General features: G+C 68.2%; 25 protein-coding genes. 10 read left to right on the top strand and 15 right to left on the bottom strand.

The window, feature by feature from the left end:
* Window positions 1-185 precede the first annotated feature (185 nt).
* The 3 genes from BLU81_RS17485 (at window position 186) to BLU81_RS17475 (ending at window position 3,025) form a co-directional block, all read left to right on the top strand.
* The gene (locus tag BLU81_RS17485) at window positions 186-569 is read left to right on the top strand and encodes a hypothetical protein (protein ID WP_092545651.1); all 384 of its coding nucleotides are present in this window, start codon (window positions 186-188) and stop codon (window positions 567-569) included.
* On the top strand, window positions 539-1,081 hold the full coding sequence (locus BLU81_RS17480) for a hypothetical protein (protein WP_157751657.1): 543 nt from the start codon (window positions 539-541) through the stop codon (window positions 1,079-1,081). The genes BLU81_RS17485 and BLU81_RS17480 overlap by 31 nt, the downstream gene beginning before the upstream one ends.
* 138 nt (window positions 1,082-1,219) lie before the next feature.
* Complete coding sequence (locus BLU81_RS17475; protein WP_231954613.1) at window positions 1,220-3,025, top strand: rhamnogalacturonan lyase; 1,806 nt, start codon at window positions 1,220-1,222, stop codon at window positions 3,023-3,025.
* A 1-nt stretch (window position 3,026) separates the two neighbouring features.
* On the opposite strand, the gene BLU81_RS17470 is transcribed toward BLU81_RS17475, so the two are convergent.
* The 13 genes from BLU81_RS17470 to BLU81_RS17410 all read right to left on the bottom strand — a co-directional run bounded on the left by BLU81_RS17470 (window position 3,027) and on the right by BLU81_RS17410 (window position 13,193).
* A complete protein-coding gene (locus BLU81_RS17470; RefSeq protein WP_092545648.1) occupies window positions 3,027-4,253 on the bottom strand; it encodes a tyrosine-type recombinase/integrase in 1,227 nt (408 codons plus the stop codon).
* Between the two features lie 2 nt (window positions 4,254-4,255).
* A complete protein-coding gene (locus tag BLU81_RS17465; RefSeq protein WP_092545647.1) occupies window positions 4,256-4,444 on the bottom strand; it encodes a helix-turn-helix domain-containing protein in 189 nt (62 codons plus the stop codon).
* Between the two features lie 52 nt (window positions 4,445-4,496).
* Complete coding sequence (locus tag BLU81_RS17460; RefSeq protein ID WP_231954612.1) at window positions 4,497-6,263, bottom strand: replication initiator; 1,767 nt, start codon at window positions 6,261-6,263, stop codon at window positions 4,497-4,499.
* A gap of 104 nt (window positions 6,264-6,367) precedes the next feature.
* Window positions 6,368-7,726, bottom strand: coding sequence for a hypothetical protein (locus BLU81_RS17455; protein WP_092545646.1), 1,359 nt, complete (start codon window positions 7,724-7,726; stop codon window positions 6,368-6,370).
* Window positions 7,727-7,739: 13 nt separating this feature from the next.
* Window positions 7,740-8,240: a Pycsar system effector family protein gene (locus tag BLU81_RS17450; RefSeq protein WP_092545645.1), complete on the bottom strand. Its 501-nt coding sequence runs from the start codon at window positions 8,238-8,240 to the stop codon at window positions 7,740-7,742.
* On the bottom strand, window positions 8,237-8,902 hold the full coding sequence (locus tag BLU81_RS49885; RefSeq protein WP_197686265.1) for a hypothetical protein: 666 nt from the start codon (window positions 8,900-8,902) through the stop codon (window positions 8,237-8,239). Before BLU81_RS49885 ends, BLU81_RS17450 begins: the two co-directional genes overlap by 4 nt.
* Window positions 8,899-9,195: a hypothetical protein gene (locus BLU81_RS17440; RefSeq protein ID WP_157751656.1), complete on the bottom strand. Its 297-nt coding sequence runs from the start codon at window positions 9,193-9,195 to the stop codon at window positions 8,899-8,901. The genes BLU81_RS49885 and BLU81_RS17440 overlap by 4 nt, the downstream gene beginning before the upstream one ends.
* Complete coding sequence (locus BLU81_RS49880) at window positions 9,192-10,049, bottom strand: DUF6197 family protein (RefSeq protein WP_157751655.1); 858 nt, start codon at window positions 10,047-10,049, stop codon at window positions 9,192-9,194. The genes BLU81_RS17440 and BLU81_RS49880 overlap by 4 nt, the downstream gene beginning before the upstream one ends.
* A gap of 104 nt (window positions 10,050-10,153) precedes the next feature.
* A complete protein-coding gene (locus BLU81_RS17430) occupies window positions 10,154-10,540 on the bottom strand; it encodes a hypothetical protein (protein WP_092545643.1) in 387 nt (128 codons plus the stop codon).
* A 72-nt stretch (window positions 10,541-10,612) separates the two neighbouring features.
* Complete coding sequence (locus BLU81_RS17425) at window positions 10,613-11,467, bottom strand: FtsK/SpoIIIE domain-containing protein (protein ID WP_092545642.1); 855 nt, start codon at window positions 11,465-11,467, stop codon at window positions 10,613-10,615.
* The gene (locus BLU81_RS17420; RefSeq protein WP_092545641.1) at window positions 11,467-11,805 is read right to left on the bottom strand and encodes a hypothetical protein; all 339 of its coding nucleotides are present in this window, start codon (window positions 11,803-11,805) and stop codon (window positions 11,467-11,469) included. The genes BLU81_RS17425 and BLU81_RS17420 overlap by 1 nt, the downstream gene beginning before the upstream one ends.
* The gene (gene ssb, locus BLU81_RS17415; RefSeq protein ID WP_092545640.1) at window positions 11,805-12,260 is read right to left on the bottom strand and encodes a single-stranded DNA-binding protein; all 456 of its coding nucleotides are present in this window, start codon (window positions 12,258-12,260) and stop codon (window positions 11,805-11,807) included. Before ssb ends, BLU81_RS17420 begins: the two co-directional genes overlap by 1 nt.
* Window positions 12,261-12,314: 54 nt before the next feature.
* Entirely contained in the window at window positions 12,315-13,193 is an 879-nt protein-coding gene (locus BLU81_RS17410) for a hypothetical protein (protein WP_157751654.1), read from the bottom strand.
* An 84-nt stretch (window positions 13,194-13,277) separates the two neighbouring features.
* Between BLU81_RS17410 and BLU81_RS17405 the strand changes: the two genes are divergently transcribed.
* Window positions 13,278-14,123 carry a GntR family transcriptional regulator gene (locus BLU81_RS17405; RefSeq protein WP_092545638.1) on the top strand — a complete coding sequence of 282 codons (846 nt, stop codon included), beginning with the start codon at window positions 13,278-13,280 and terminating at the stop codon, window positions 14,121-14,123.
* Between the two features lie 2 nt (window positions 14,124-14,125).
* Window positions 14,126-14,845, top strand: coding sequence for a PP2C family protein-serine/threonine phosphatase (locus BLU81_RS17400; RefSeq protein ID WP_092545637.1), 720 nt, complete (start codon window positions 14,126-14,128; stop codon window positions 14,843-14,845).
* Between the two features lie 301 nt (window positions 14,846-15,146).
* Here the strand turns inward: BLU81_RS17400 and BLU81_RS48355 are convergent, their stop codons facing one another.
* Complete coding sequence (locus BLU81_RS48355) at window positions 15,147-15,953, bottom strand: TRADD-N-associated membrane domain-containing protein (RefSeq protein WP_157751653.1); 807 nt, start codon at window positions 15,951-15,953, stop codon at window positions 15,147-15,149.
* A 1,424-nt stretch (window positions 15,954-17,377) separates the two neighbouring features.
* Here BLU81_RS48355 and BLU81_RS50710 point away from each other — a divergent pair.
* The 4 genes from BLU81_RS50710 (at window position 17,378) to BLU81_RS17380 (ending at window position 22,810) form a co-directional block, all read left to right on the top strand.
* Window positions 17,378-18,859 carry a family 43 glycosylhydrolase gene (locus BLU81_RS50710; protein WP_231954611.1) on the top strand — a complete coding sequence of 494 codons (1,482 nt, stop codon included), beginning with the start codon at window positions 17,378-17,380 and terminating at the stop codon, window positions 18,857-18,859.
* Between the two features lie 34 nt (window positions 18,860-18,893).
* Window positions 18,894-19,130, top strand: coding sequence for a DUF4229 domain-containing protein (locus BLU81_RS17390; RefSeq protein WP_157751652.1), 237 nt, complete (start codon window positions 18,894-18,896; stop codon window positions 19,128-19,130).
* 82 nt (window positions 19,131-19,212) lie between these two features.
* A complete protein-coding gene (locus BLU81_RS17385; protein ID WP_092545634.1) occupies window positions 19,213-19,944 on the top strand; it encodes a GNAT family N-acetyltransferase in 732 nt (243 codons plus the stop codon).
* 22 nt (window positions 19,945-19,966) lie between these two features.
* Window positions 19,967-22,810, top strand: a complete 2,844-nt coding sequence (locus BLU81_RS17380; protein ID WP_092545633.1) for a DUF4132 domain-containing protein — start codon at window positions 19,967-19,969, stop codon at window positions 22,808-22,810.
* A gap of 10 nt (window positions 22,811-22,820) precedes the next feature.
* Here the strand turns inward: BLU81_RS17380 and BLU81_RS17375 are convergent, their stop codons facing one another.
* Window positions 22,821-23,963, bottom strand: coding sequence for a GH12 family glycosyl hydrolase domain-containing protein (locus BLU81_RS17375; protein WP_092545632.1), 1,143 nt, complete (start codon window positions 23,961-23,963; stop codon window positions 22,821-22,823).
* A 161-nt stretch (window positions 23,964-24,124) separates the two neighbouring features.
* On the opposite strand from BLU81_RS17375, the gene BLU81_RS17370 reads away from it, so the two are divergent.
* Entirely contained in the window at window positions 24,125-25,735 is a 1,611-nt protein-coding gene (locus tag BLU81_RS17370) for a lysyl oxidase family protein (RefSeq protein ID WP_092557228.1), read from the top strand.
* The last annotated feature ends 5 nt before the right edge of the window (window positions 25,736-25,740 follow it).

Genomic DNA, 25,740 nt, shown 5'->3' with positions numbered 1-25,740 from the left:
TGTTCTAGTTTCAGGGATGACGGAGCTGCCGATCCGGCGGATCGACTTTCGGCTGGAGACCATCCCCGTTTCAGTGGCTGCCCAGCCATCCGAAGTTCGGGCTGATGTGTAATGCGATCAGCATCATCGCTGTGGCCTTTGAGAGTTCATCGGGGCTTCCACTCGGCGGGCCATTCCGCGAATCAGTGATCCGGAGGCCGCCGCGGAGGCCTGATTTCACGGCGCTCTCCGGCGTCGACTGCGCGACCGCGAACCCGCTGGTCACCATCCGGAACCCGGCCGCACTGGACAGCTGGACCCAGCCGGTTCTGGAGTTGCTGATGGTCGCGGGCGCGATCGCCGCGCTGGTGCACGCGGTCCTCTGGTGGCGGCGGCGCGGCGACGCGTCGAACCTCGGCCTGTGGCTCGCCATCGTCGTCTACGTGCTGATTCTGGAACCGCCGCTGTACTTCCCGGACTGGTTCGGGCTCGATGACCAGGTCGGGCTGATCTTCGTGCACAACGTGTTCACGGTGCAGTTCCTCTTCGACCGGCTGCGTTGTACATCGTCGCGCTCTACCCGGCGATGACCTATCTGGCGTACGCGATCCTGCAGCGCACCGGCATCCTGGACCGGCGGCATCCGCTGATCGGCGCGGCCTGCGTCGCGGTGGTGTTCCACGTCGGCTACGAGATCCTCGACCAGCTCGGACCGGGACTGGGCTGGTGGGTGTGGCACCCGGCGGCACCGTCGAACACTCCGATGTTCGGTGCTGTGCCACTGACCAGTGCGGTGATCTTCGCGGCCGCCGCCCCGTTCGGGACCGCGCTGCTGACTCGACTGCTGCTGGCCGGTAAGCCGTTGCGGGTCTGGCGGGTGCTTGCGGTAGCCGTACCCACGCCGCTCTTCATGATGTTGTTCTCGCTGCCCACGCTGCCGTTCGGGCCAACCGGCCGGGCGATCGTGCTGTGGGCGGAGCTGGCGCTGCTGGTGTTCGCAGCTGTTGCCGGGTTCGGGCGGCGGGAGCCGAGCCGGGACTTCTATCCGCCGGTCGCCGCCGCCGTCTACCTGGCGGTGATGGCGCTGCTGTGGACCGCCTGACGTCACGGCCTGTTGCGGCCATCGAATCGCATCGATAGCATCGGCCGCGGGCGATGTTACGGAACGGTTAATTCGACAGCGAGAATGAAAGCTTTCAATCGCCCGCATCCCCAGTCCCCGTCCACGTTTGGATCCCCCATGTCCAGAGTGTTCACCGGCGTCATCGCGGCCCTGACCGCCGTGTCGCTGGCCGTCGTCGGCATCCCCACCGACCCGGCACCGGCGGTAGCCGCCGACCCCACCTCCACCACCGAGAACCTGAACCGGGGCCTGATCAGTCTCCGGACCGCCACCGGCAACTTCCTGTCCTGGCGGCTGCTCAAGTCCGACCCGGCCGGCGTGAGCTTCGCCGTCTACCGCGGCGACACCCGGATCACCACCACCGGCGGCACCAACTTCACCGACGCGGGCGCCCCGGCCGGCGCGGCCTACACCGTCCGCCCGATCACCGGCGGCGTCGAGAGCCTGGCCGCGGCCACCCCGACGGTCGCGCTGGCCGCCGCGTACCAGGACGTGCCGATCCAGATCCCGGCCGGCGGGACCACCCCGGACGGCGTCGCCTACACGTACGCCGCCAACGACGCCTCGGTCGGCGACCTGGACGGCGACGGCGCCTACGAGATCGTCCTGAAATGGGATCCGTCCAACGCCAAGGACAACTCCCAGTCCGGCTACACCGGGCCGGTCTACATCGACGCGTACAAGCTCAACGGCACCCGCCTGTGGCGCATCAACCTCGGTAAGAACATCCGGGCCGGCGCGCACTACACCCAGTTTCAGGTGTTCGACTACGACGGCGACGGCAAAGCCGAGGTCGCCATGAAGACCGCCGACGGTACGGCCGACGGGGCGGGCGTGGTGATCGGCAGCTCCAGCGCCGACTACCGGAACTCGTCCGGTTACATCCTCACCGGGCCCGAGTTCCTGACCGTCTTCAACGGCCAGACCGGCCGGGCCCTGGCGACCGCCGACTACGTGCCCGCGCGTGGCACCGTCTCGTCCTGGGGTGACAGTTACGGCAACCGGGTCGACCGGTTCCTGGCCGGCACCGCCTACATCAACGGCACGTACCCGAGCATCATCATGGCCCGTGGCTACTACACCCGCTCGGTGGTCGCCGCCTGGGACTTCCGCAACGGCGCACTGACCCGCAAGTGGACCTTCGACAGCAACTCGTCGACGAACGGGTCCGCCTGGACCGGCCAGGGCAACCACCAGCTCTCCATCGCCGACGTCGACAGCGACGGCAGGGACGAGATCATGTACGGGGCGATGGCCATCGACGACAACGGCTCCGGCCTGTGGGTCAACGGGCAGGGTCACGGCGACGCGTACCACGTCGGTGATCTGATCCCCAGCCGTGCCGGACTGGAAGTCTTCAAGGTCAACGAGAGCACCAGCAAACCGGCCGCCTGGATGGCCGACGCCCGGACCGGCGCGATCATCTGGTCCAACCCGACCTGTGGCTGCGACAACGGCCGCGGTGTCTCGGCCGACATCTACGCCGGCAGCGCCGGAGCCGAGTCCTGGTCCAGCGCGTACTCGAACCTCTACAACACCAGCGGCGCCAGCATCGGCCGCAAACCGTCCAGCGCCAACTTCGTCATCTGGTGGGACGGCGACGCCCAGCGCGAACTCCTCGACGGCACCCGCATCGACAAGTACGGCACCAGCGCCGACACCCGGCTGCTGACCGCCAGCGACGTGCACTCCAACAACGGCACCAAGGCCACCCCGTCGTTGCAGGCCGACATCCTCGGCGACTGGCGCGAGGAGGTCATCTGGCCGACGACGAACAACACCGCGCTGCGGATCTACTCGACGACCGACGCGACGAGCATCTCCCGCCCGTCCCTGATGCAGGACCGGATGTACCGCGAGGCAGTGGCGTGGCAGAACACCGCCTACAACCAGCCGCCGCACCCCTCGTTTGCCATTTCGTAGATCAACCACGGTTCTGGGCCGTCTCTGGGCCGTCGTCCCCGCCGAGCAGCGCATCGAGGATGCGTCGCGCCCGGCGGGGACTGTCCGGCATCAGATGGGCGTAGACCCGCAGCGTGAACGCCGGATCCGAGTGCCCCAGCCACTCGGATACCGCTTTGACGCTCTCCCCGCCGTCCAAGAGCGCGGAGGCGTAGAAGTGCCGCATGGCGTGCATCCCGTTCGCCCGGACCACCTCGATCTCGGCGGCCTTGAGCGCCGGATGCCAGATCTGGTTGGCGGCAACCTGCTGGCGTATAGCCGTCCGCCCCAGAGTGGTGAACACCAGCGGGACAGTGACCTGTCGGCCGTGGACCGGGTCCTCCCACGGCAGGCTCACGGCATGCGCCCCGAACCTTTTCAGATGAGCCTGGACGGCTACACCGACACCAGGCGGCAGAGGCACCTGACGTTCCTTGTCACTCTTCGGCAACCCGAACACCAGCCGGGATCCGACCCGCTTGACCTGTCGCCGGATCGTCAGCCAGCCGTCCTCGAAGTCGAAATCGCCCGGGGCGAGACCGAAGATCTCTCCCTGTCGCGCACCGCAGCCAGCGCCGACATCGACGACCGGCCGGTACCGGAGTGAGACCGCCGCGCGCACCACCGTGACCATCTCGACCGTCCACGGGACCAGCTTCGGCAGCACCGGCGTCGGCGCCACCACCGACCGGGCCGAACAGGGATTCTTGGCGATCAGACCATCGTCGACCGCAGCGGTCAGAATCCCGCTCAGATGAGCGAACAACACCACCCGGGTGTTGTCCGCCAGCCCTCGGCCGACCAGCCAGGAAAGCCACTCCCGGACCGTGCTGGGCTGGATCGCGGCGACCGCCCGCTTGCCGAAGAAGGGGACCAGGTGGTTACGGATCCGCGATCGGACCCCCACCCTGGTCGACTCGTCGAACCGGTGGGTGAGCAGCCAGCTCCCGGCGAACTCGTCGAAGGGCTTCTTCCCCTTCGCCGGGTCGACGTAGTCACCCCGGATTTTGTCCGTCTCGATGCCACTGAGAAATTCGTCCGCCGCCCTCTTCGCCCGGTCGGGGAAGGATTTGCTGCGCTCATTCCCGTCGGGTGCGATGTAGCGGACGCGGTACCGCAGGCCCACACCGTGGCGGTCGGTCTTTACGCGCTGGTCCTTGCCGTCCGGACCTTCGATGGTCCTGAACCAGCGGTCTTCTACGTGGCCCATGGCTACGCCGCCTCCTGCTCGTGGAACCAGGTCCGGACCGCCACCGGGTCGTAGCGGAGGTGCCGGCCGACGCGGGCGGCCGGGGGACCGTAGTGGCGCTTGCGCCACGTGTAGAGCGTCTCCGGTGGCACGCGAAGGAACGCGGCCACGTCGGTGACCGTCCAGCGCTGGTCCTCGATAGGTGTTGCCATGGGTCCTCTCCGTCGGTTAGCCGTCAAGGCGTTCTTGACGGTCGATGGCCGTTCACGCGGCCAGGGTGGTCAGGTAGTCCCTGGCGGCGTTCTGGTGTTCTCGGGCCATCGCGGCGGAGGTGGTGGCGAGCATGGCGTCTGCGGGTGTGCGCCATCCGGCGCCGACGAATTCGAGAAAGTTGACGACCAGCGTGGTCGGGGTCCCAGCCGTGTCGGTCTGCTCCGGTCCGGCTGACTGTGCCCGGCGGAACTCGACCCGCTGGTCGCGGAGCAGAGCGAAGGTGATGGAGTAGCGGCGGGATTTGGTGAGGAAGTGGCCGCCGAAGCCGAGCATGTGCGCCCAGCGCCGCAGCCGGGCGTACGGGTTGCGCCGTGCCGGAGGCTCGGCCTGCTCGCCGGGTGTGGCCAGGTCGGTGGCGGTGCAGGTGGGGCAGGCCGGATACCGAGTGCGGGTATGACAGGTCGGGCAGGTCCAGGCTGGGACGAAGCCCGCCACGGGGAACGGTTCCCGTAGTGGCTGGTCGGTCCAGCGGGCTGGTGGGGTGGAGTCGTGGCGGAAGTTGCCGAGTCGCCAGCAAGCGTCGATGAGGCGTTCGGTGTGGGTGCCGTCGGGGTTGGCGTACAGGTCGACGGTCTCGGTGGTGAGTCGGCTGGAGGTGTGGCCGGTGATCTCGGTGGCTTTGGTGGCGTACTTCGCCAGGTAGGCCGCTACCTGGCCGTCGGTGACCTCGCCCTGTCCGGCCACCGTGATCACTTTGGTGAGGATCTGTTCGCCCCAGGCGATCGGCCAGCCACCGGGCCGGGCGGGGTGTGGGGCGGTGGTGAACGTGACGGTGGCGGCGGCGTGGTCGATGGCGTCGACCAGGTCGGCGGCGTCCAGTCCGGGCGGGGGCGCGAGGACCGTGTCGGGCTGGTCGGGGTCGAAGCCGTCGAGGCGGATGATGGCGTGGAAGTGCGCGACGCCACGGCGTTGCATCTCGGCGGCCTTGCCGAACGACAGCCTGACCGGTGGCACCCATCGCACCCGGGTCTTGCCCCGGTTTTCAGAGATGACCGGGACGTCGGGGATGCCGAGCTGGCGGGATCGGGCGTGGATGCGGCGGGTGATGGCGATGGTGGTGCGCCGCCACAGTTCACCGGCCGCGTGGTTCCACACGACCTGGGCGTCGTGGTCGTAGCAGTCCAGGCACAGCGGTGTCCCGAGGCGCCGGTCTTCGGCGTCGTGACGGGCGAAGCAGGCCAGCCGGGTTCCGTGGGGGCAGACGGTCAGGTCGCGGCGGGCGTGGCAGGGTTCCGGGCGGCAGTCGCAGTCCTTGCGCCGGGTGCAGGTGTGCCGTCGGACGGCCCGGGTGTGGACCTGGCCGAAGCTGGGGGCGGTGAAGGTGGGGAACACGGCCGGATGGTGAGCGACCTGTTCAGGGACGCCCTTGCCGCCGATCAGGCCGGTGCGCACTACCTGGTAGGCGTCGTTCTGGTAGCGCTGCGAGCAGGCCGGGCACACTGCGGCCCGGCGGTTTCCGCACGGCTTGTAGATGACGCCGTCGGGCATGTCCGCCGTCGAGCGGGCGGCCAGCAGACGGCCGGTGGCCGCTTCGACGGTGGCGAGCATTCCGGCGAGCTGTACCGGGCGGGTGCAGTCGGCGGCCGGGCGCACGTGCGACAGCCAGGCCGGGTAGTCGTCGCGGGTGGCGCGGGCGACCGCTTGGCGGGCCAGGTCGGTGGAAGTGCGGTACCAGGCGGGAACGGCCGGTGTGTCGGCGCACGTCGGCGCGCCCGAGCCGGTGGGCTCGGGTGCGACGGGAAGCGTCGACAGGGTCACGGGGTTCGTCTGCTCCTTCGGCGATGGTGAGAGAGGGTTGGCTCGGCGGCCGGGGCCGTACCCGAAGCGGGTTGCTTCGGGTACGACGCTGGTTGTCGAGTCGCTTACCGGGTTGCCGTGCTCGGGCGACGGCCGTTGACGGCAGGGATCGGCGCCGAGATGAGGTGCGTCAGGGCGTCTACCGCTTGCTCGGAGTTGATCCGAAGCCGGGCCGCGAGTTGACCGGTGCTGATCTGTTCGCCGTCGTTCTCGGCGCGGTACTGCCTGGCGGCCTCGCGGGCGCGTTCCAGCAGGTCAGGCGCTACGGTCGGCAGTTCCAGTTGCACCACGTCCGGCTCTGTGACAGGAGTGCCGGTGGCGGGACGGGGCAATGGTGCTGCGGCCGGGGCGTCGGACTTGTGGGGACGCGGGCGAGGTGCCGGGGCGACCGGGAGAGACGTGGCGGTCGATCGGTCCGGGCTGGTCGAGGTCGGCTTGGTGATCCGGGCAGCGATGACATCGGGCGTCGGGGCAGCTTTGCTGTCAGGTTCCGACGGCCGTGCCGATTCCTGCGCCACCGGCAGTGCCGGGGCAGGGTTCACCGTTGGGGTGTCGACGGCCGGCGGCAGCACGTCCATCGGGACGGGCGGCCTACTCGGCGGGGTCGTGGTGCTGGTCAGGGCCGGGACGTTGGGAACGTCCGGGGCGGCCGGGACGGGTAGGGGGTGCGGCCGGTTCTGTTCGAACCAGAGAGCGCGGTCACCACGTCGTTGGACTTCGGTGATGATGGCGTCGTCCGCGGTGAGGCTCAGCCGGGCCAGTCGCGCAGCGCGACGGGTTTGCAGCCGGGCGGAGCCGTGCTTATACCGGTGGTACAAGCGGGTCATCTGTTGCGTGAGTTGTTCGCGGTGCACCGATTGCACGTCGCGGTCGCCGGGTTCGATCGCCCCGAGGGCGAGCAGCACTCGGCGGGGAGTCCACCGCCAGGTGGACGCGTCAGCGGGTCGTTTCGCGGCACCGCCGACCAGGCCGTCCCACCACTGCTTGACCACCAGCAGCGGAATGACCATCCGGAGAACTGCCTCCGCGAACGAGTCGGATGCGGCCAGCGCCACGAGCGCCATGCAGGCGGCGATGGTCCATGCGGTCGTGCCGGAGCGGCCAGGCCAGCCGTGGTCTCGCATGTGCCGCTTGGCGCGGATCATGGCGAGGGTCAGCATCGACTCGAAGATGAAGAACAGCAGCAGGGTGAGCCCGAGCGGGAAGCCCAGCCGGACACGGGCGATCTCCCAGACCGCTTCCGAGGACCAGCCGAGGCCGATCAACATCACCACGTTGGACAGGGTGTCGTCCGGACGTTCGCTCTGGGCGATCTTCCGGACCCGTTTGGCCACCCACAGCAGCAGGGCTACGGCGAGTAGCAGGCCGACGAGGATGACCTCGCGGCGTTCCGCCAGAGCGGAGATGTCGTCGATGTCGATCACCGCGTGTCTCCCGTCAGTCCAGAGCCGAGAGGAGCGCGGTGAGCACGGCGAGGCCAACGGCGACGCCGAGCAGGTCGACGGCCAGACGCACCCGCTGGTATTTGCGGCGGGCGGACTGGGCCAGTAGGCGGAGGTAGGCGACCTGTTCGAAGCGTCGGCCTTCATCCGTGCCGTCGTAGGCCGCGCGGTTCAGCTCGGCGTACAGGAGTACGGCCGAGGGCGCGGACGCCCAGTGCATGAACCCGAAACTGCCGCCGAGTGCCGGCCGGATGGCCGCACCGAGCAGCAGGGTCGCCGCACCGATCAGGACGGCGGTGGCGACAGCAGCCGCCAGGGAGAGTCCGTGAAGGTGGGCTTTGCCCGCCAGTGCGGCACCGCCGGTCAGTGCCCCGAGGGACAGACCGGTCAGGATGGATGCCTTCGTGTCGGCCCGGGCGATCTGGGTCTGCACTTCGGCGATCTTCTCCGGGACGGTGTTGCTGTCCTCGTAGGTGGTCATGTTGGTGTCGGTCATCGCGCCGGGTCCTCTCCGTGGATAGGGAACAGGGGTAGAGCTGTGTTCCGGTTCGGACTCGGCATGTCGTTGGCTGCCTGCCGAACCGTCGCCCGCCGGGTGCGGGACTTCGGGTTGTGCAGGTCAGCGCGTTGGTCGGGGGACAGTCGGGCTACCGCCGTCTTGTCCTCTCCACGCCGCCGCAGCAGCAGCGGACGCACGGTGGCGTTCGTGGGGCAGTCGAGGACGTTGTCGGGATAGCGGAAGCCGCAGCCCGGGCAGCACGATGCTGCGGGGCTACCAGGGTGGTGATCAGCGAACACCTGCACGAGGGTCGCCACGGACACGCCCAAACCCGCGTGCAGAAGCCGGGAGTCCAGGGCGTTGCGGGAGGAGGTTCGTTCGCCGTAGCGCTGCTGGGCAGCCTGCTTGGACACGCCAAGCCGACGGGCGATCTCGTCCCAGGAGTAGGAGTACGGCTTAGCCCGCAGACCGGCCACGGCCAGACGCGTCACGACGTCCAGCTCGACGGCCAGGGTGCTCAGCGAGGCCAGGGCCTCCACGTCACCGGCGGCGACGCGGCGGGAGTACGCCCGCAGGATCCGGCGCGCGAACGCGTCGAACTCGGCGGTCTCGGTCTGCCGGGAGGCACGCTTGCGCGGGGTCGAGGGTTTACCGGTCATCGTGCGACCACCCCCACCACGGCCATCGACAGCACCGCGACAGCGGTGAGCCGCAGGCCGAGCCGCTGCCATCCGGCCGCCAGCGCCCACCACCGGAAGGTGATCAGGTAGCTGGGACGGCCGACACGGCGGGTTCCCGCAGTCCAGAACGTGCAGTCGCTGTGACGGCGCCCGTCGAGCGGACGACCGGACAGGAACCACACCAGCAGCGCCACCATGACCGGAAGACGCAGACGCGACCCCCGGGTACGGCGCTGGTGCGTCAAGGGACGCTTGACGGTGTTCTTACTCATCGAACGTCACCGCCACCGAGGTTGCTGGCCTCGACCACGGCAACGCAGGGCAGCTGACCGCCGAAGGCTCCCATGCAGTACGGGTAGCCACCGGGAGCCCCGCAGAGCAGGCACTCGCTGAACCCGGCCTGCCCGTCGTCATCCGGCAGATCGCTGGACTGCACGGTCTCGTCCGAACTCTGGAGCAGGATGATGACCTGCTCGAAGGTGAGGCCGGACTCGGCCAGGCGGTCGTCCATCTCGTCGATCGCCCGCAGAGCCTCGATCAGCTCCCCGGACGGCACGTCGGCCGCCCTGCGGAGCGCGTCGATGACCTCGGCGGTGGTGCGGCCCCGCGTGTCGTTGAAGGCGTAGGCCTCCACGCCGTGGTGGACCAGCAGGTACCGGTCCAGGTGCAGCACCGCCTGCTCGAACTCGGCGAAGCCGGGCTCGTCGAACATCTGCGCCGGAGCGTCGACCGGGCCGCCGTAGCAGGCCATGCCGATCGCGCCGACCATGCACGTCGGCGGGGTGAACACCCCGCACGTGGCGTCGTAGTAGGCACCCTGGATCCAGCCGTGCCGCTGCAGGTACACAGCAGCCGACCGCAGCACGCTCGGCACCGAACCCGGCTCATCGCCGTCGCCCAGAACCTCACGGCTGTCCGCCGTCTCGTGGTGAGCGGCGTACGCGTCGAGCAGTCGCTCGCCGTGGCCCTCGGCCCGGTCGGCGTCGTACTTCTCGCACAGCGTCCGGAACCTGTCCAGCTCGTCAGACGTGTAGTCCAGGTACCGGTGACCCTGTTCGGTCAGCTCGAAGCGGTCCTGCTGGTTGAGCTCAGGGACGTGTCCGCCCTGTTTTTGGGTAGGGTTCATCGTGCCTACTCCTTCCGATGGATCGGGTGGGTGTTCAGGGCGGCGGCATCAGGTATCGCTTTGGTCGGTGAGTCCTGATGTCGACCGCTTGACTTGAGTGCTGGTCAGTGCATGTGCTGCACGATGGTGATGCAGCGGTGACCGCCGACAGCGGTCGCCGTGGCACCGGCCAGCAGTACCGGGAGCGCGAGGATGCCGAGACCGACGACGGTCCACAGCCACCAGCCGACGAGGCCGACCAGGCCGAGAAACGCGAAGCCGATCACCGCGCCGAAGCTGGACCAGAAGCGCCGGGCCTTACGGTCCTGCTCGTCGATCCGGTCCTTGCGTTCTTTCCAGATCTGGTACATCGCGGCCTGCTGAGCGCGGCGGGTGTGGAGCTGGCTGGTCGTCAGCCTCTCCAGGTCGGCCTGCATCGTCGGGTCCGGGATGTAGACGATCCGGGGAGCCGGTACCGGGACCGGCAGGTTGTTGCGGTTGGTTCGGGCCATCGAAGGCCTCCCATCAGAGATGAAGGGATGAGGGTTTCCGTCCCGAAGAGTTCGGGAGGTCTAGGGCGACGGTCAGGCCGCGAACGCCAGGTGGCGCACGGGCGTGTCCCGGTCGTCAGCGCGCAGGTCGGCCGCGTGACGGGCGATCCGCGCACAGGTGTTGTCGTCGAGGTAGGCGACCTTGACCATGCGGGGGCTGCCGTTCTCAGCGATCAGCAGACCCGCACCAGGATTGGTCGGGGAGATGGTGTTGGCCGACCAGCCTTTCTGCGCCCAGCCGTGTCCGAGCACGATGTCGGACGAGCTGTCGTTGGTGCAGCGGCCGGCATAGCGCCACGCGAACAGGTCCCGCAGCGAGGTCGGAATAATGTCCGACGACGGCCGTTGTGTCGCCGCGACCACGATGATCCCGACGGCACGGCCCCGGGCTACCAGGTCCCGTAGCAGGGACGCGAACTCTTCACGGTCGGTCTTTTTACCGATCGTGGCCGAGAAGTACGCGATCTCATCGATCGCCACGACGTACGGCAGGAACGCGTCACGCGGGGTGATCTTCCGGCGTTTACACGCCAGCAGATACGTGTACCGGCGGTCCATCATGACCTGCAACCTGCGCAGCACGCTCAGCGCCTGCTCCAGCTTCGGACCGACGAACACGTCCGCGCAGTCACGCCACTGCCCGAGTTCGACCTGCTTGCCGTCGAACAGCACCAGCTTGCAGTCCATCGAACACACCGCATGCGCCACCACGCCGTTGAGCAGGCCCGACTTGCCCGCCCCCGGCTCTCCACCGATCAGAATGTTGCGGTAGATCATCGGTAGGTACACCGGCTGGCCGAACTCGTCGATCCCGATGAACACCGGGTCGAAGATGGACAGCGCCTTACCCGGCCGTAGCGCGGTCGGATGCGGCACCGTCGCGGACATCAGCGGTCCTCCCGCCCGTCCGCCTGCTGCGACCAGTGGGCCGTCAGCAGATCGGCCAGCTCCAGACGGATCGCGACGTGCCCGTCCGGCGACAGCAGCACCGAGTCCCGGGGACATTCACGCGGAGCCGGAACCAGCAGCCAGCCCTGATACGGGCCGTGCTCCATCACCGGCACCCGGTCCGGGTCTGTCAGTGCCCGGCACGCGGCCGTGAAGTCGACCATCACCGGTTCGGTGTCGTCGACCGTGGTGGCGAGCATTGCGCCCCGCCAGATCGGTGTCAGCATCGCACCGTCGCAGCCACCGGCGAACATGTCGCCGTAGCGGGTGGAGTCCATCAGAACCCCTCCGCCCCGACCGCGACCTTGGTGCTGTCCCACGGGCTGTCCGGCGCCGACTCCGGAACGAAGCCGTCACCGCCCTTCGAGCGGGTCGCCTTGACGACTTTCGCCGACGCGAACCGCAGCGACGGGCCGATCTCGTCGACCTCCACGCCGTACGCCGACCGCTTCTCGCCCTCGTCGGTCTCCCAACGAGACTGCTTCAACCGGCCGACAACGATCACCCGGCTGCCCTTGCTCAGCGACGCGACCACGTTCGACGCCAGCTCCCGCCACGCCGTGCAGTTCAGGAACAGCGGCTCGCCGTCCTTCCACTGCCCGGACTCACGGTCCAGGTACCGAGGCGTCGACGCGACGGTGAACTTAGCCCGCGCCGGGCCGCTGTTCAGGAAGGTGACCTCGGGGTCACCGGTCAGGTTGCCGATGACGGTGATCTGGGTTTCTCCAGCCATGACTGCCTTACTCCTTACGGAAAGAGGGATACGCCACCCACACCCGGACGCCGGTCACCGGCGACCACCGCCACGAGGCGGTTCGGGAGCGGGTTGTTCGGGAACGTCGGCCAGGTCCAGGCCGACCAGCGGCACGGCCGGAGACACCGGCACATCCGCAAGTTCGTCGTACGTGTCCGAGCCGCCGAGCAGCGCGGACAACGGCGACGGCACCATGCCGGTCAACGGGTCACGACGTGTCACGTCCACCCGCACCAGCGCCGACAGGTTCTGCCGGGCACGAGACACCCGAACCAGACTGGCCCCGAAACAGGCCACCGCGATCCGGGTCGTCTTACCGTCCAAGTCCTCCAGCGCCAGGCCCGGCCGCAGCCACACCCACACCCGCTCACCAGCGAGAGTCGGACGCGCCCACAACATCAGCGGCACCTGCAACGGCCGCGAACCACCCTGACCCGACCCACGGACCAGCTGCGCGAAACACAGCCGCAGCCGGTGACGATCCACCACACACCACGACCACGCGAATACAAACCGCCGCACCGGACCGACAAGCAGAACGCCGGCCACCAGAACCATCACGGCCGCGAGCGCCAACCACCACGGCCACACCCGGGCCAGCAGAGACACGCCAGCCAGCAGCAGCGATGCGACAGCAATCTCCAGAGACCACCACCACAACACCCGCAACACCGGCCACGCCCGCACCACCAGCGCCGATACGAAGCCGAGCACCAGACCAGCGCCGACGCCGAACCCCAGCGCCATCCACAGCGCCACGAACGCCGACGCCACCGCAGACACGGCAACACCGCAGCCGAGGCCCACACAGATGAACGCCAGCCGCGCCATCTTCACGTACCACTGCGACACCGGCGTCTCCACCAGCGTCACCGCCCCCACCGGAGCCGCACTGAACATCCCTTTTGCCACTACCTCACCTCCACGCCCAATCAGGGTGTACGCGATTGTCTTGGGACAATCACTCAGCGATAGTGTGGGGACAATCGAGCTCAGATGTCAAGGATTGTCTTGGGACAATCAGGGGGAGGGTGCGGCGTGCCTGTTCATTCGCGGTTTCGGGACATCGCGGCACAGCTGCGGCAACGCATCGAGGCCAACGAGTGGGAGCCCGGGACGCGTCTGCCCCGGCTGGATGATCTAGCGACGGAGTACAGCGCTAACCGCGACACCGTCGGCCGGGCCATCGCGCTCCTAGAGACCGAGGGCTACGTATGGGCCGTTCAGGGCAGAGGGATCGCCGTTCGATACGGCACCATGCGCCCCCGCCGGCCTCGTGGTGACCTAGTCAAGCGCAACGAGCACGCCACCGGGTATTCGTTCCCGTCGGCCAGCAGCCAAGAAGTATGGGTGCGCCACGGCAAGGCGGACAACACTCCCGCGCGGCTGGAGGACCCCCGCCTTGCGAAGCTCCTCGGCGTCGAGCCCGGCACCGAGGTACCCCGTCGATTCCGCGTTACGGGACCGCAGGCCGAGGCGCCGTTCCAAATCAACATCTCCTGGATCCACCCCCGAGTTGCCGACGCCGTCGCCCATGTCGATGCCAACCCACGCGCGGGGGAGTGGCTCTACCAGATCGAGAAGGCGGGACACTGGCCCATCAAGTGGATGGAGATCCACCGGGCACGGATGCCCACCAAGGACGAGGCCGCACTCCTGGAGATCCCGACAAGCCTCCCAGTCCTGGAGATCATTCGGGTGGGCACGTCGGGCGCCGATGACAAGCCCGTTGAGGTCACCGAATACGTCGTTGCCAGTGACCGCGTGGAGACGTTTCACGTCCTCCATCGCGAGGGCGACGCTAATGATCCCTGGCCCGATCCCGAAAGTCAGGGCAGCTGAGCATGGGCAACCACCTGGAACTCACGGTGGCGAGTGGAACCCATGTAGGGCTCGTCCGCAAGCGCAATGAGGACAGCTACTACCAGGGACGTCGGCTGTTCGTTGTCGCCGATGGGCTGGGCGGCCATGTCGCCGGTGACATCGCTAGCGCTACTGCGGTCGAAGCGTTCGCGGAGTACGACCGGTCAGTTTCGGTATCCGAAGTAGCGGACGCATTGGGACGTGCCGTATACGCGGCCGACGACGCCATCCGTCAACGCATTGCTGCGGAGCCTGCACTTGCAGGGATGGGTACGACCGTGGTGGCGATCCTCCAGGCCGAGGGTGAAGTCGCATTGGCCAATATCGGCGACTCCAGGGCCTACCTACTTCGGCGAGAGGGAGGCCAGGCGCCGACCCTCCGGCAGATCAGTGAGGACCACGTATATCGGCATCTGCTAGCGCATGTCGATGCAGTCCCGCAACTCGGCGAGAAGCTTACGCGTTTCCTCGACGGCAGGAAGGACGGCCGGTCGCCGGACATCAGCCTCCTTGAGCTGTACCCCGGCGACCGGCTATTGCTCTGCTCTGACGGTCTGAGTTCGTACGTTCCGATTCAGGCGATCGAAGAAGCCCTCGTCTCCAAGTGCTCGCCATGGGACTGCGTCGAACGGCTAATCGCTCTCGCACTGGATGGTGGAGGTAAGGACAACGTAACCGTCATCGTGCTGGATGCCCGATAGGCGGCAACTCGCAGTCCGGTTAGGAGTCTGCCGAAGCGGGATAGTGTTTGGGTCGAAGTGGGCGCGTGGCTTGCCTACTCGCGGATACGGGCGGCAGGTCAGAATCCCAAACGCGCGCTTGACCCCCAGGCAATACATGATCTTGAATTAGCTTGGTCAACAAGCGGCTGACCTGCATATATCAGTCCCTTGACGTCCATGGCCGTCCAACGCGGTCGCTCGCGATTGTCACTCAGTTAGTCACCCAGCATGCACGGATCGGACGTTCCTGTCGCCGTCCGGCGCGTTAGGTTCGCATATCTCACTGACTACCGCCATTAGTGCCTCGCGGGCTTACAGAACTCCAGTGAGCGGGCGGATCGGCTCCTAAAAGCTTCAACGCCAGAGCGATTCTTGTTTGGTCATTAAGGTCTGGATCCTTTATGCCAGCGAGCAATTCAGCCGCTTGAACGAACTTCCGTTCGCCTAGGAGCTGTTCGTGCATCGCATCGGCCTGGGCTGCAAGATGTTTTCTAGACGCGTCTGCGCGACGGGCAAACGCTGCGCCGGCCGCACCGACAACCAAGCCTCCCAAACCTGCCGCCAGAAGGAGGTAATCGGTCGTTTGCGTAGATTCAGCATTGACTATGGCCATGACACCAGCAAATAGTACGAGCGCACCGCCGATGGCCATGAAGATTACGCTCAGCGTAAAAGTCATTCCTGCTTGCCTGAGCGCCTGCTGCAAAAACCTACTAATGAAAGCGTCGCGGTCCTGAAGCGATTCCCGGAAGATTTTGCGCGCCAGATCGAGACTCTCTTGTTCAGCTATCGGGAACGTTGAAATATGGATTTGCCCATAGTTGATCCCAGTAACAGCGACGCTGCCTGAACCTTCAACAGTAGTGCTTCCAGTACGGACAACAGCAACTTCCCCAGCGTCAACTGGTTCATCATATATCTCTGATCGCCGCTTCTCTCGCTGGATAGGTGCGGCCGCCGCAGTCCGACTGTCTGATAGCAGCTCTCCTTGAGGCCCTTGGCTAGCGACCTCCTTGCCTTCATCGGTCGATTCGAGGTCACTTAAGGGGAGGCGCGGTTGCGATCGCTTCTTTTTCTCTGGCCCCATCAAGATCCTTAGCTCGGCTTGATCGAGAATGGCAGTTCGACGCTAGCCAAAGGCTAACCGGGACTCGGCCCATGTGCATCCCTTGGTTTGGCGATTCGGTGTCAAGTTTCGCTTGACACTGGCTTGTGACCGGCAAGTCGGTGACGGTCGTGGCGGCGTGCGCCGGATGCGGGCAGGCCACCGGCCTGCCGCTTGACCACCTGACCGCCAAGGCCGCAGAGGCTCCGAGGTCCAGGGCGGCCGCCTGCGGCCGTCGCTTGCGACGCGAAGCGCCCTTGACCTCGGAGGAGCGGCACGGACATACTGCGCGCCGCCACGACCGGCATCCGACAGCCGTGACTCGCGCTCCGGACTGGCGTGGCAGCGTGGCCGCGTCGCCCAGGCCGCACCGGTCGGCGGCCGGCTACCTCCTCCCCTACAACCCGTGTCCCCTGTCGTCGCAGCGGCCCGACCCGCAGTACACGCCAGCGGACGGGCTGCCTGGGCCGTCGTGTGCGCCAGCTAAGCGACGGACGCGCGCCCAGGCGGCGGCGTGAGCGGCCCGTCTCGGGCCGCCTTGAAGGCGTGCAGAAACTTTGATCGGCCAGACCCACGCAGGACTGCACCCGGACTTGGATTCGGTGAGAACTTTCTCTACATCTTCAAGGCGGGCCTTCGGCCCGCACGCCTGGCCCTGAATCTGCCGGCCGTCCGCGCCTTGCCGCTTCGCTACCGGCGCGGCCCGGCAGTCGGACGGGCGACGACGGCCGGACACGACGAAGCCCCGGACATTCCCACGCGGGAAACGTCCGGGGCTTCTGGTGTCTCGCTACAAGAACGGTGCCTCCGGCGGGCAGGACCTTCCCGGCCCTGCACCCGGGGCCAGCCTCCGGCGGCCAGGGCTGCCCGCCCTGGACCCGGGCTGCTCTGGGATGCCGACTTCCGGGCACCCCGTCGCACACCGAAGGCGACCAGACCGCGTCTGCCCGGTCCAGGTCGTTCGTCCGGCGTGGCGCTCCACCTGGACCGGGCAGACGCGGCCCGGCTGAGCGATGCTTGCGCGACGGGATGCCACTCCAGAAATCAGTGCTCGTGGTACGGAAAACCGGTCTCGCCGCCGGGCCGTCCCGGGGCCGTCCGGGGCCGCGAGTGGGCCGTCAGACGCCGACCGGCATTGACCGGCATCACCTAGAACTGACGTTCTAAACGCCAGCTGGGAGGTGTTCCAGAGCGCCCCTAGCAGCATGATCGTGATCAGGCCCCGCAGAACACCGCCTACAACCAGCCCCCGCACCCGAGTTTCGCGATCGGCTGAGGGTTCTGCTGAGCCTGGCTCGGCGTGTGTGTTCGCGTGCGCGCCGAGCCATCGATCCTTGTTAGCGTGAACTTCTTCTCGTAACATGCCGGTCATCAATGTTAGCGTTAACGTGTCGGGATGGAGCCTCATGCGCTTACGCAGCATGCTGACCGCGATCGTGCTTCTGCTGGCCGTTCTCGTCGCCCCGGCTCCAGCGAGCGCCGCTCCGGGAGCGACATTTCAAAACCCGGTCGTCGGTACGCCGAACAGCGCCGACCCGTGGCTCGGCTACCACAACGGCAGCTACTACTACGCCGCCACCACCTGGACCGGCCGTATCTACATCCGTAAGTCGGCCACCGTCGCCGGGCTGCGCACCGCGGCGGAGACGACCGTGTTCACCATGTCGCAGCCGAACGCGGTGTCGAACATGTGGGCGCCCAGCCTGCACCTGCTCGACGGGCCGAACGGGCAGCGCTGGTACCTCTACTACTCGGCCGGCCCTTCGGCCTGCTGCGGAGGGCAACGTCAGCACGTCCTGGAGAGCGCCGGCACGGATCCGATGGGCCCTTACACGTACAAGGGCGCCCTGGTCCTGATGCCGGACAACGGCTGGTCCATCGACGGCAGCGTGCTGACCGTCGCCGGGGTCAACTACTTCGTGTTCTCGGCGTTCAACAACAACAGCGGTTTCGAGAACGGCGGCCTGCAGAGCCTGTTCATCTCCCGCCTGACCAACCCGTGGACGCCGGCGGCGCTCGGCACGATCATCTCCGAGCCCACGTACACCTGGGAGAAGGTGGGCAACCCGGTCAACGAGGGGCCATACCCGCTGCAGCGCAACGGGCGCACCTTCCTGACCTACTCGGCGAGCTATTGCGGCACCCCGGACTACAAGATCGGCGGCCTGGAACTCACCGGCACCAACCCGCTGGTCCGCGGCAACTGGACCAAGATCGCCAACCCGTTGTTCCAGCGCAACGACAGCAACGGCGCGTACGGCCCGGCCCACCACACGTTCTTCAAGTCCCCGGACGGCACCGAGGACTGGATCGTCTACCACGCCAACGACTCGGCCTCGCAGGGCTGCGGCACCACCCGCACCAGCCGGGCCCAGCGCATCTCCTGGAACCCGGACGGCACCCCCAACCTGGGCGTCCCGGTCGCCGGCACCACCGTCCTGGCCGGGCCGTCCGGTGAACTCGGCAACCCGGGCGCGGTCACCGTCCAACGGCTGCAGTCCTACAACTTCCCGGACCGTTTCGTACGCCACAGCAACTACGCCGTCCGCATCGACCCGACCGTGACACCCGCCCTGGACGCCCAGTTCCGCATCGTCGCCGGCCTCGCCGACTCCAGTGCGGTGTCCTTCGAGTCGGTCAACTTCCCCGGCCACTACCTGCGCCACAACAACTATGTGCTGCGCCTGGAACCGAACACCGGCACCACCACCTACCGCGCCGACGCGACGTTCCGTCAGGTGGCCGGCCTCGCCGACACCACGTGGCAGTCGTTCCAGTCCTACAACTTCCCGGACCGCTACATCAGGCACAGTGACTACGTGCTCCGCATCGACCCGATCACCACCGCGACAGCCCAGGCCGACGCCACATTCCGCCGCACCTCCTGACGTCCGGCCCAGCCGGTCGGTCATCATGGGAGCCATGCGTTCCGTGTTGTTCCTCGCTCTCGCCCGGCTGGGCCTCTTCCTGGCGGCCTTCGCCGTGCTGACCGTGCTCCCGCTGGAGATGGACATCTTCCTGCGGGCGCTCATCGCCATGGCGGTCAGCATGCTGCTCTCGGTCTTCCTGCTCCGCAAGGCCCGCCGCGACGTCAGTGAGACCCTGGTCGACTCGATCGACCGCCGCCGCGCCGCCAAGGCCAAGGCCGCGGAGAAGTAGGCCCCGCCAAGGCCGAGGCCGCGGAGAAGTAAGTGGCGGCCAGTAGCATGGCGGCGTGCTACGGGAACTACATACGAACCATTTGTCCTTCTGGCTTCACCTGGCTCGCTGCACCAGCGGCACCTACTGGAAGCTGCCCCGTGGAGTGATGGTCGATACCGGGATCGACGGCGCCGCCTACAACCAGGTGCACTGCCGGGCTGACGACGAGGAGTCGATCGCCGAGGCGGCGGGCTATTTCGGGAAACGGGGCCTGCCCTGGCGGGTCGTCAGCTCCGGGCCCGCGTCGGTGACCACGGTCCGCGGCGTCGAGCGGGAACCGCTGTACCCGATCATGAGCCGGGATGCCGTCGCCAGCGAGGACGCGGCGGTACGGGCCGACGGCCTGGTCGTCGAGGTGGCCCGGACCGTGGACGACGTGCAGGAGTTCGTGGACTGCGCGGCGGACAGTTTCGGGTACGAGCCGAAGCTTCTCGAAGCGATCTGCGGGCCGGAGACGGTCGCCGACGAACGGTTCCAGCTGTACCTGGGACGCTCCGAGGGGCGGGTCGTGGCGGTGGCCGCGGGGGTGTCGGTTCCGAAGGACCGTACGATCGGCGTCTATTTTGTGGGGGTGCGACCGGAATCCCGCAACCGTGGGTTCGGTCGGTCGGTGACCGCGCGGGTGATCGGCGACGGCGCGGCCGGGGGTGCCGTCACGGCAGTGCTGCAGGCGACCCCGGCCGGTGTCCCGGTCTACACCGGCATGGGCTTCGCCCCGGTCGGTGACTACCTGCTGTGGGACTTCCCGCACGCGGATCCGTCGCACGCCTAGACGGATCGACCTGGGGAGATTGATGGGCAAGCTGGTGCTGCCGGACGAGGACGCCTGGGCACTGCCCACGGACTGGCAGGAGATCATGCCGCGGCGCGGTGGCTTCGCCGTGCCGCCGCCGGAGACTCCGGAGGACTCGGCCGCTGAGCTGCGTGAGGCACTGCGATACATCGAGAGCAACGGCTATCTGCCCGACGACCGCGCGGTGCTCCACGACCCTGATCTCGCCGCGGCCGGTGACCGTTTCGTGCGGCCCTGGCTCGACACCGAGGAGCCCGGCCCGGCGGACCCCCGGGGCGCCGCGGTCGCGGTGCTGACCGTCGCCATCCTCGAGGCGTCGATCGTGGAACCGGCCGTCGCCCACTTCGGCACCGGCTTCGGGGTGCGGATGGTGGCGGCGATGGGCGAGTTCGTCACCACCGGGTCGCTCTGGGAGGTCGACCCCTCGAACCCGGAGACGTACGAGCAGGGCTGGCGTGCCATCGACCTGGGCCGGCTCCGGGACGCGGCGCAGTTCGTCCGGGCGCGCCTGGCCACCGCCCCGGACGCGGAGTACGACGACGCCCGCACCGTCCTCGCCGCGGGCCGCACCACCCCGATCGGCCGGATCCTCGCCTCGTTCCTGATCCCGACCGAGACCGGCTGGGTCGACGAGGACTGCGCGGCGGCCGCGGAGTGGGCGGCCGACGACTCCGGCGGCGAGGAGATGTCCGAAGGTGATCACCGGCATCTGAGCGTGCTCCTGCTGTTCGCGGCGAGCACGATCACCCACCTGGAACAACTGCGCGACCACGTCGTCGCCGACCTGTCTCCGTACAGCCAGCACGGCAATGTCGGCACGGTCCTGGACGGCGTCGGCCCGGAGGCGGGCGCGCTGCTCGCCACGCCGTTCTACGCGAAACTGCTGCGGCTGGTGGATTCGCCCTGGTGGCCAGGCGTCCGCCCGCTCAACCCGGACGGCCTCCGCCTGCTGTCGGTGATCCCGACCGACGAGGCGTTCCGCGCGCTCTGCCGGGAGTGTTTCGAGGGCACGTCGGTCCGCAGCGGCTCCTTCCTCAAGTCCGGAGTCCTGACCCGCTACCCGGTCCGGGCGGTGCGGGTGCTCACCGAACTCGACGCCGAGGGCCGGTTCCCGATCTACGCCGACCTGCTCGCCGCTCACCTGGTCACCGACCGGCGGCTACCGGTCGAGGCGAAGGCCCGGGCCGAACAGATCGTCGCAGGTGGGGGCGCGGGGCTCGGCACGGCCTGGGCCACCCTGCTCGACGATCAGGAGGAGTCCCGCTACCGCAACGTCTTCGCCGGCACCGACGACGAGAAGCGGGCGATCACCGCCCTCGCCGCGATCCCGTTCGAGGGCGCGCTCGGCCTGATCATCGACCGGGTCGATCGCAAACACTTCCGGAGTACGTTCCTGGCCGCCGCCCGTAAACGACCGGAGATCGCCCTGCGCGCGCTCCGGGCCAGAACCGGTACCGGGATCGCCGACGAACTGCTCCGCGATCATCTGCTGGCCTTCCCCGAGCTGGCCGGAGCGGCTCCCCGCCCCAAGACCCGGTCCCTGCCGAACTGGCTGGTCGTGGCAGCGCTGCCCGCGGTCGGCCGGTTCGCCCCGGAGACGGTGTGCGAGCTGGTGGCCGCGTCCACGGTCGGCGAGCCGCACCCGGACCTCGCCGAGGTTCGCGCGCACCACTCGGCGGCCGCACTGGCCTGGACCGTCTTCGAACAGTGGCGGGCCGCCGAATACCCGACCCGCACCAACTTCGCGATGCTGGCGCTGGGGGTGCTCGGCGACGACAGCACGGTTGCGGCGCTGACGGCGTTCTTCCCGGAGTGGGCGAAGAAGGCGAACGCCCGGATGCGCAACGCCATCCAGGCCCTGGGCGGGATCGGCACCGACGTCGCGCTGCGTGAACTACTGCGGCTCAGCCGCAAGGCGCCGAATGCCGGTCTCCAGCTCTGCGCCTCGGAGAACCTGGTCATGGTCGCGACGGCCCGGGGCGTGACGGTGCAGCAGCTCCTCGACCGTCTCGTCCCCGAACCGGACCTGACGCCGCTGGACTACGGCCCGCGCCGGTTCACCATCACCCTCGACGACCAGGTGCAGACCGTCCTGCACGACGAGCGCGGCAACCGTCTGAGCCGGGTGCCCCGGACCGCGGCGACCGACGACCCGGAGCTGGCCGAGGCCGCCCGAGCCCGCTACACCGAACTGCGCAAAGACCTGAAGACCATCATCACCGAGCGGCGGTACGCCCTGGAGCTGGCGATGGTCACCCAGCGCCGCTGGACCGCGGCGGAGTTCACCGAACTGTTCGTCGAGCACCCGCTGACCTGGCACCTGACCCGGCGGCTGCTGTGGGCCACGTTCGCCGCGGACGGGTCGGCGGTCACCGCGTTCCGCCCGGCCGAGGACCGCACGTTCGCCGACATCGACGACAAGACGTGGACCCTCGACCCGGCTGCGACGGTCGGCCTGCCGCACCCCTGGCACCTGGGGAACGACCGGGCCGAGTGGTCGACGATCTTCGCCGACTACGCGATCATCCAGCCGTTCCCGCAGGTGGGCCGGGAACTGTTCGAGGTCGCTGACGCCGACTTCAGTGCTTTCACCGGCCGTTCTGTGCCGTCGGGCAAACTCTTCTCGCTCACTGCCCGTGGCTGGAGCTTCGACGACGGCCATCAGGGTTTGCTGCGTGACGGGCCGGACGGCCCCGGGGTCGAGATCGACTTCGGCCCCGGGTACCACTGGCAGGAGCCGGACGCGCCCCAGACCCTGGAGCGGATCCGCCCCGCCGACCTGGCCGGACTGCCCCCGCTCGTCGTCTCGGAAGTGCTTCGCGACCTACACTTCCTGATCAGCTGACGGCCGGGGCTCAAGCGCGGGTACAGGCCGTTCCGTTGAGCGCGAACGTCGCGGGGGGCGCGAACGTGCCGCTGTAGGAGCCCTGGAAACCGAACGACGTGCTGCCGCCCACCGGAAGACTGCCGTTGTGGGCGGCATTACGCGCCGTGATCGCCCCGGACGTCCCGCTCAGCGCGGCGTTCCAGGACCCGGTCACGGACTGCCCGCCGGGTAGCGCGAAGTCCAGGGCCCAGCCGTTGACGGCGCTGCTGCCGGTATTTGCCACGGTCACGGTGGCGGTGAACCCGGTGTTCCAGACGTTGGTGGCGTAGGTGACGCGGCAGGCAGTTCCGGTTGGCGGCTGGCTGGGCGAGGTCGACGGGCTGGGGCTGGTGGACGGGCTGGGGCTGGTGCCCCCGCCGTTCACCGCGGCGGAGAAGTCCGTCACGGCCAGCCCGGCGCCGCCGATCCACGGTTCGAAACCGGCCTGGACACTGGTCAGGTACCACGCGTCGGTGATCGCGCCCCGGTTCTTAACGTCGGTGATGAAGTCCAGGACGCTGAAGTTCCAGCTGCTGATCGCGGTGGTGGCCAGATAGGACACCACCGCGTTGGCGCCGTTGCTGCCCTGCCACACCTCGAACGACCTGCCGCCGATGGTGGTGGTGCCGACGCGGGAGCCGATCGGCTGGATCGAACCCTGCCGGTTGAACCAGATCATGATCTCCTGGGCGTTCACCCCGTCGGTCTTGGGCGCGGGGTCGAGCCAGATGTCGTACGACGCGTTGTAGGTCGCGCCGGAGACGAAGTTGTAGCTCACGCTGCTGGTGGCGCTGGTGATCGCGCTGACCCGCAGCGGCAGGTTGGTGCCGGGGGAGCACCGGGTGTAGTGGCAGCCGAAGTAGACCGCCGGGTACGACACCGGGGCGCCGCTGGTGTTGCCGGTGCCCTGCTGGCTGGTGATGGTGAAGCCGGTGTTCGTGACGTCGATGCACTGCTCGGCGGTGGTGCCCCAGCGGTTGTTCATCACGAGGTAGCGGCCGCCGATGGTGGTGTAGCCGTACTGCTCGCAGATCTGGGCGTCGGCCCGGGCGGGTTCGCTCAGGGTGAGGGCGGTGAGCCCGGCCGTGGCGAGGAGGCCGGCGGCGAACAGGGCGTGGAGGGAACGGTTCACGGGGAAGCTCCTTCAGGGGATGTGGGAGCGCTCCCAGAAATCGTACGTCTCTCCCGGGTTCGTGCCAACGGGTGTCTATTTCACAGGAAATTCATAGGTGTCCGATTTGGATGATCGGTCAGCGGCCGGGGTCACCGCCGGCCGCCCGACGAAAGGACAGCATGACCGATCCGACGAACCATCGTCGTCTACGTTCCCGCCTGCTGACCTTGGGTGCCGTGACCGGCACACTCGCTCTGACCGCAGCCGGAGTGGGCGTGGCCCAGGCCGCCGCCGCCCCGCCGGCCCTGCAGTTCCGGGCCGCGACCAGCGCGGTCACCGCCGAACGGTACGAGTACGACGGCGAAACCTGGCTCTCGTTCAACCTGGGCCTGCACGTGGTCGCCGGCCAGGACGCGTTCGAGGTCTGGGCCAAGCGCACCGGCTACGACAAGCCGATCACCGCCGAGCGGACCGTCGTCCAGAACGGCAAGAAGAAGAAGGTGGCTCTGCCGGCCGGCACCGTCACCGACTTCTGGGGTCTCAAGGACTTCACGAAGATCACCATCGTGGACGAGGCCGGTAAGCCGGTCACCGAGTACACGACGGCGTTCTGCGGCAACTCGTGGGGGTCCGCCCGCACCCGGCCGGACGCCCCGGCCACCAACCCGTACCCGACCAGCTGCGGCGGCTACAACCCGTTCACGCTCGGCCAGGTCTGGGGTGTGCAGGCCGGCTGGAGCTCCGACGTGCCGGACCAGCCCGAGTACGACGGCAAGATCCCCGAGTTCGACCTGGCGCCCGGCAAGTACACCGCCACGGCCACCGTGAACCCGGCGTACCAGCAGCTGTTCGGCATTCCGGCCGCCTCGTCCACCGCCACCGTGGCCGTCACGGTCGTCGACGAGTCCCGTTCCGGTGAGGCGGGCCTGCTCGCGGCCCGCAAGGCGGACACCACTCAGGAGCCGTCGTCGGCCCCGCCGCTGGAGGACGAGCACGCCCTGCACGCAGGTCAGGGTGACGCCGCCCGCCAGGTGTCGTCGTACCTGCCGGAGTTCCGCGCGCCTGCGAAGCGCCCGGCGAACACCCTGAAGGCAGCCCCGGCCGCCGGCCCGAAGCCGGACCTGCGGTCACTGCCGGCCTGGGGCATCTCGCTGTCGGAGGAGGAGGGGAAGACGTTCATCAACTTCGGCGCCACCGTCTGGAACGCCGGAACCTCCCCGCTGCTGGTCGACGGCTTCCGCCGGTCCGGCACCGACGCCGGGCTGATGGACGCCTACCAGTACTTCTTCGACGCCAAGGGCAACCAGGTCGGCTCGAAACAGGCGGGCACCATGGAGTGGGACGCGCGGGAGGGCCACAAGCACTGGCACTTCACCGACTTCGCCCAGTACAACCTGCTCGCCGCCGACAAGGTGCTCGCGGTGCGCAGCGGCAAGGAGGCGTTCTGCCTGGCCAACACCGACTCGGTGGACTACACCATCACCGGGGCGAAGTGGCGGCCGGAGAACACCTCCCTCGAGACGTCCTGCGGCGCGGACACCGTCGTCGCGGTCCGGGAGGTGCTCGACATCGGCAGCGGTGACACGTACACCCAGGATCGTCCCGGCCAGTCGTTCGAGATCACCGATCTGCCGAACGGCACCTACTACATCGAGGTGCTGGCCAACCCGGAGCGCAAGCTCGCCGAGCTGAGCACCACCAACAACACGGCGCTGCGTGAGGTCATCCTCGGCGGCACCCCGGAGCAGCGGACCCTGACGGTTCCGCCGGTCCACGGCATCGACGGTTAGTAGTG

The organism is Actinoplanes derwentensis (genome assembly GCF_900104725.1).
In the GTDB taxonomy this organism is placed as follows: Bacteria; Actinomycetota; Actinomycetes; order Mycobacteriales; family Micromonosporaceae; genus Actinoplanes; species Actinoplanes derwentensis.
This window is presented reverse-complemented; position numbering and strand designations above follow the sequence as displayed.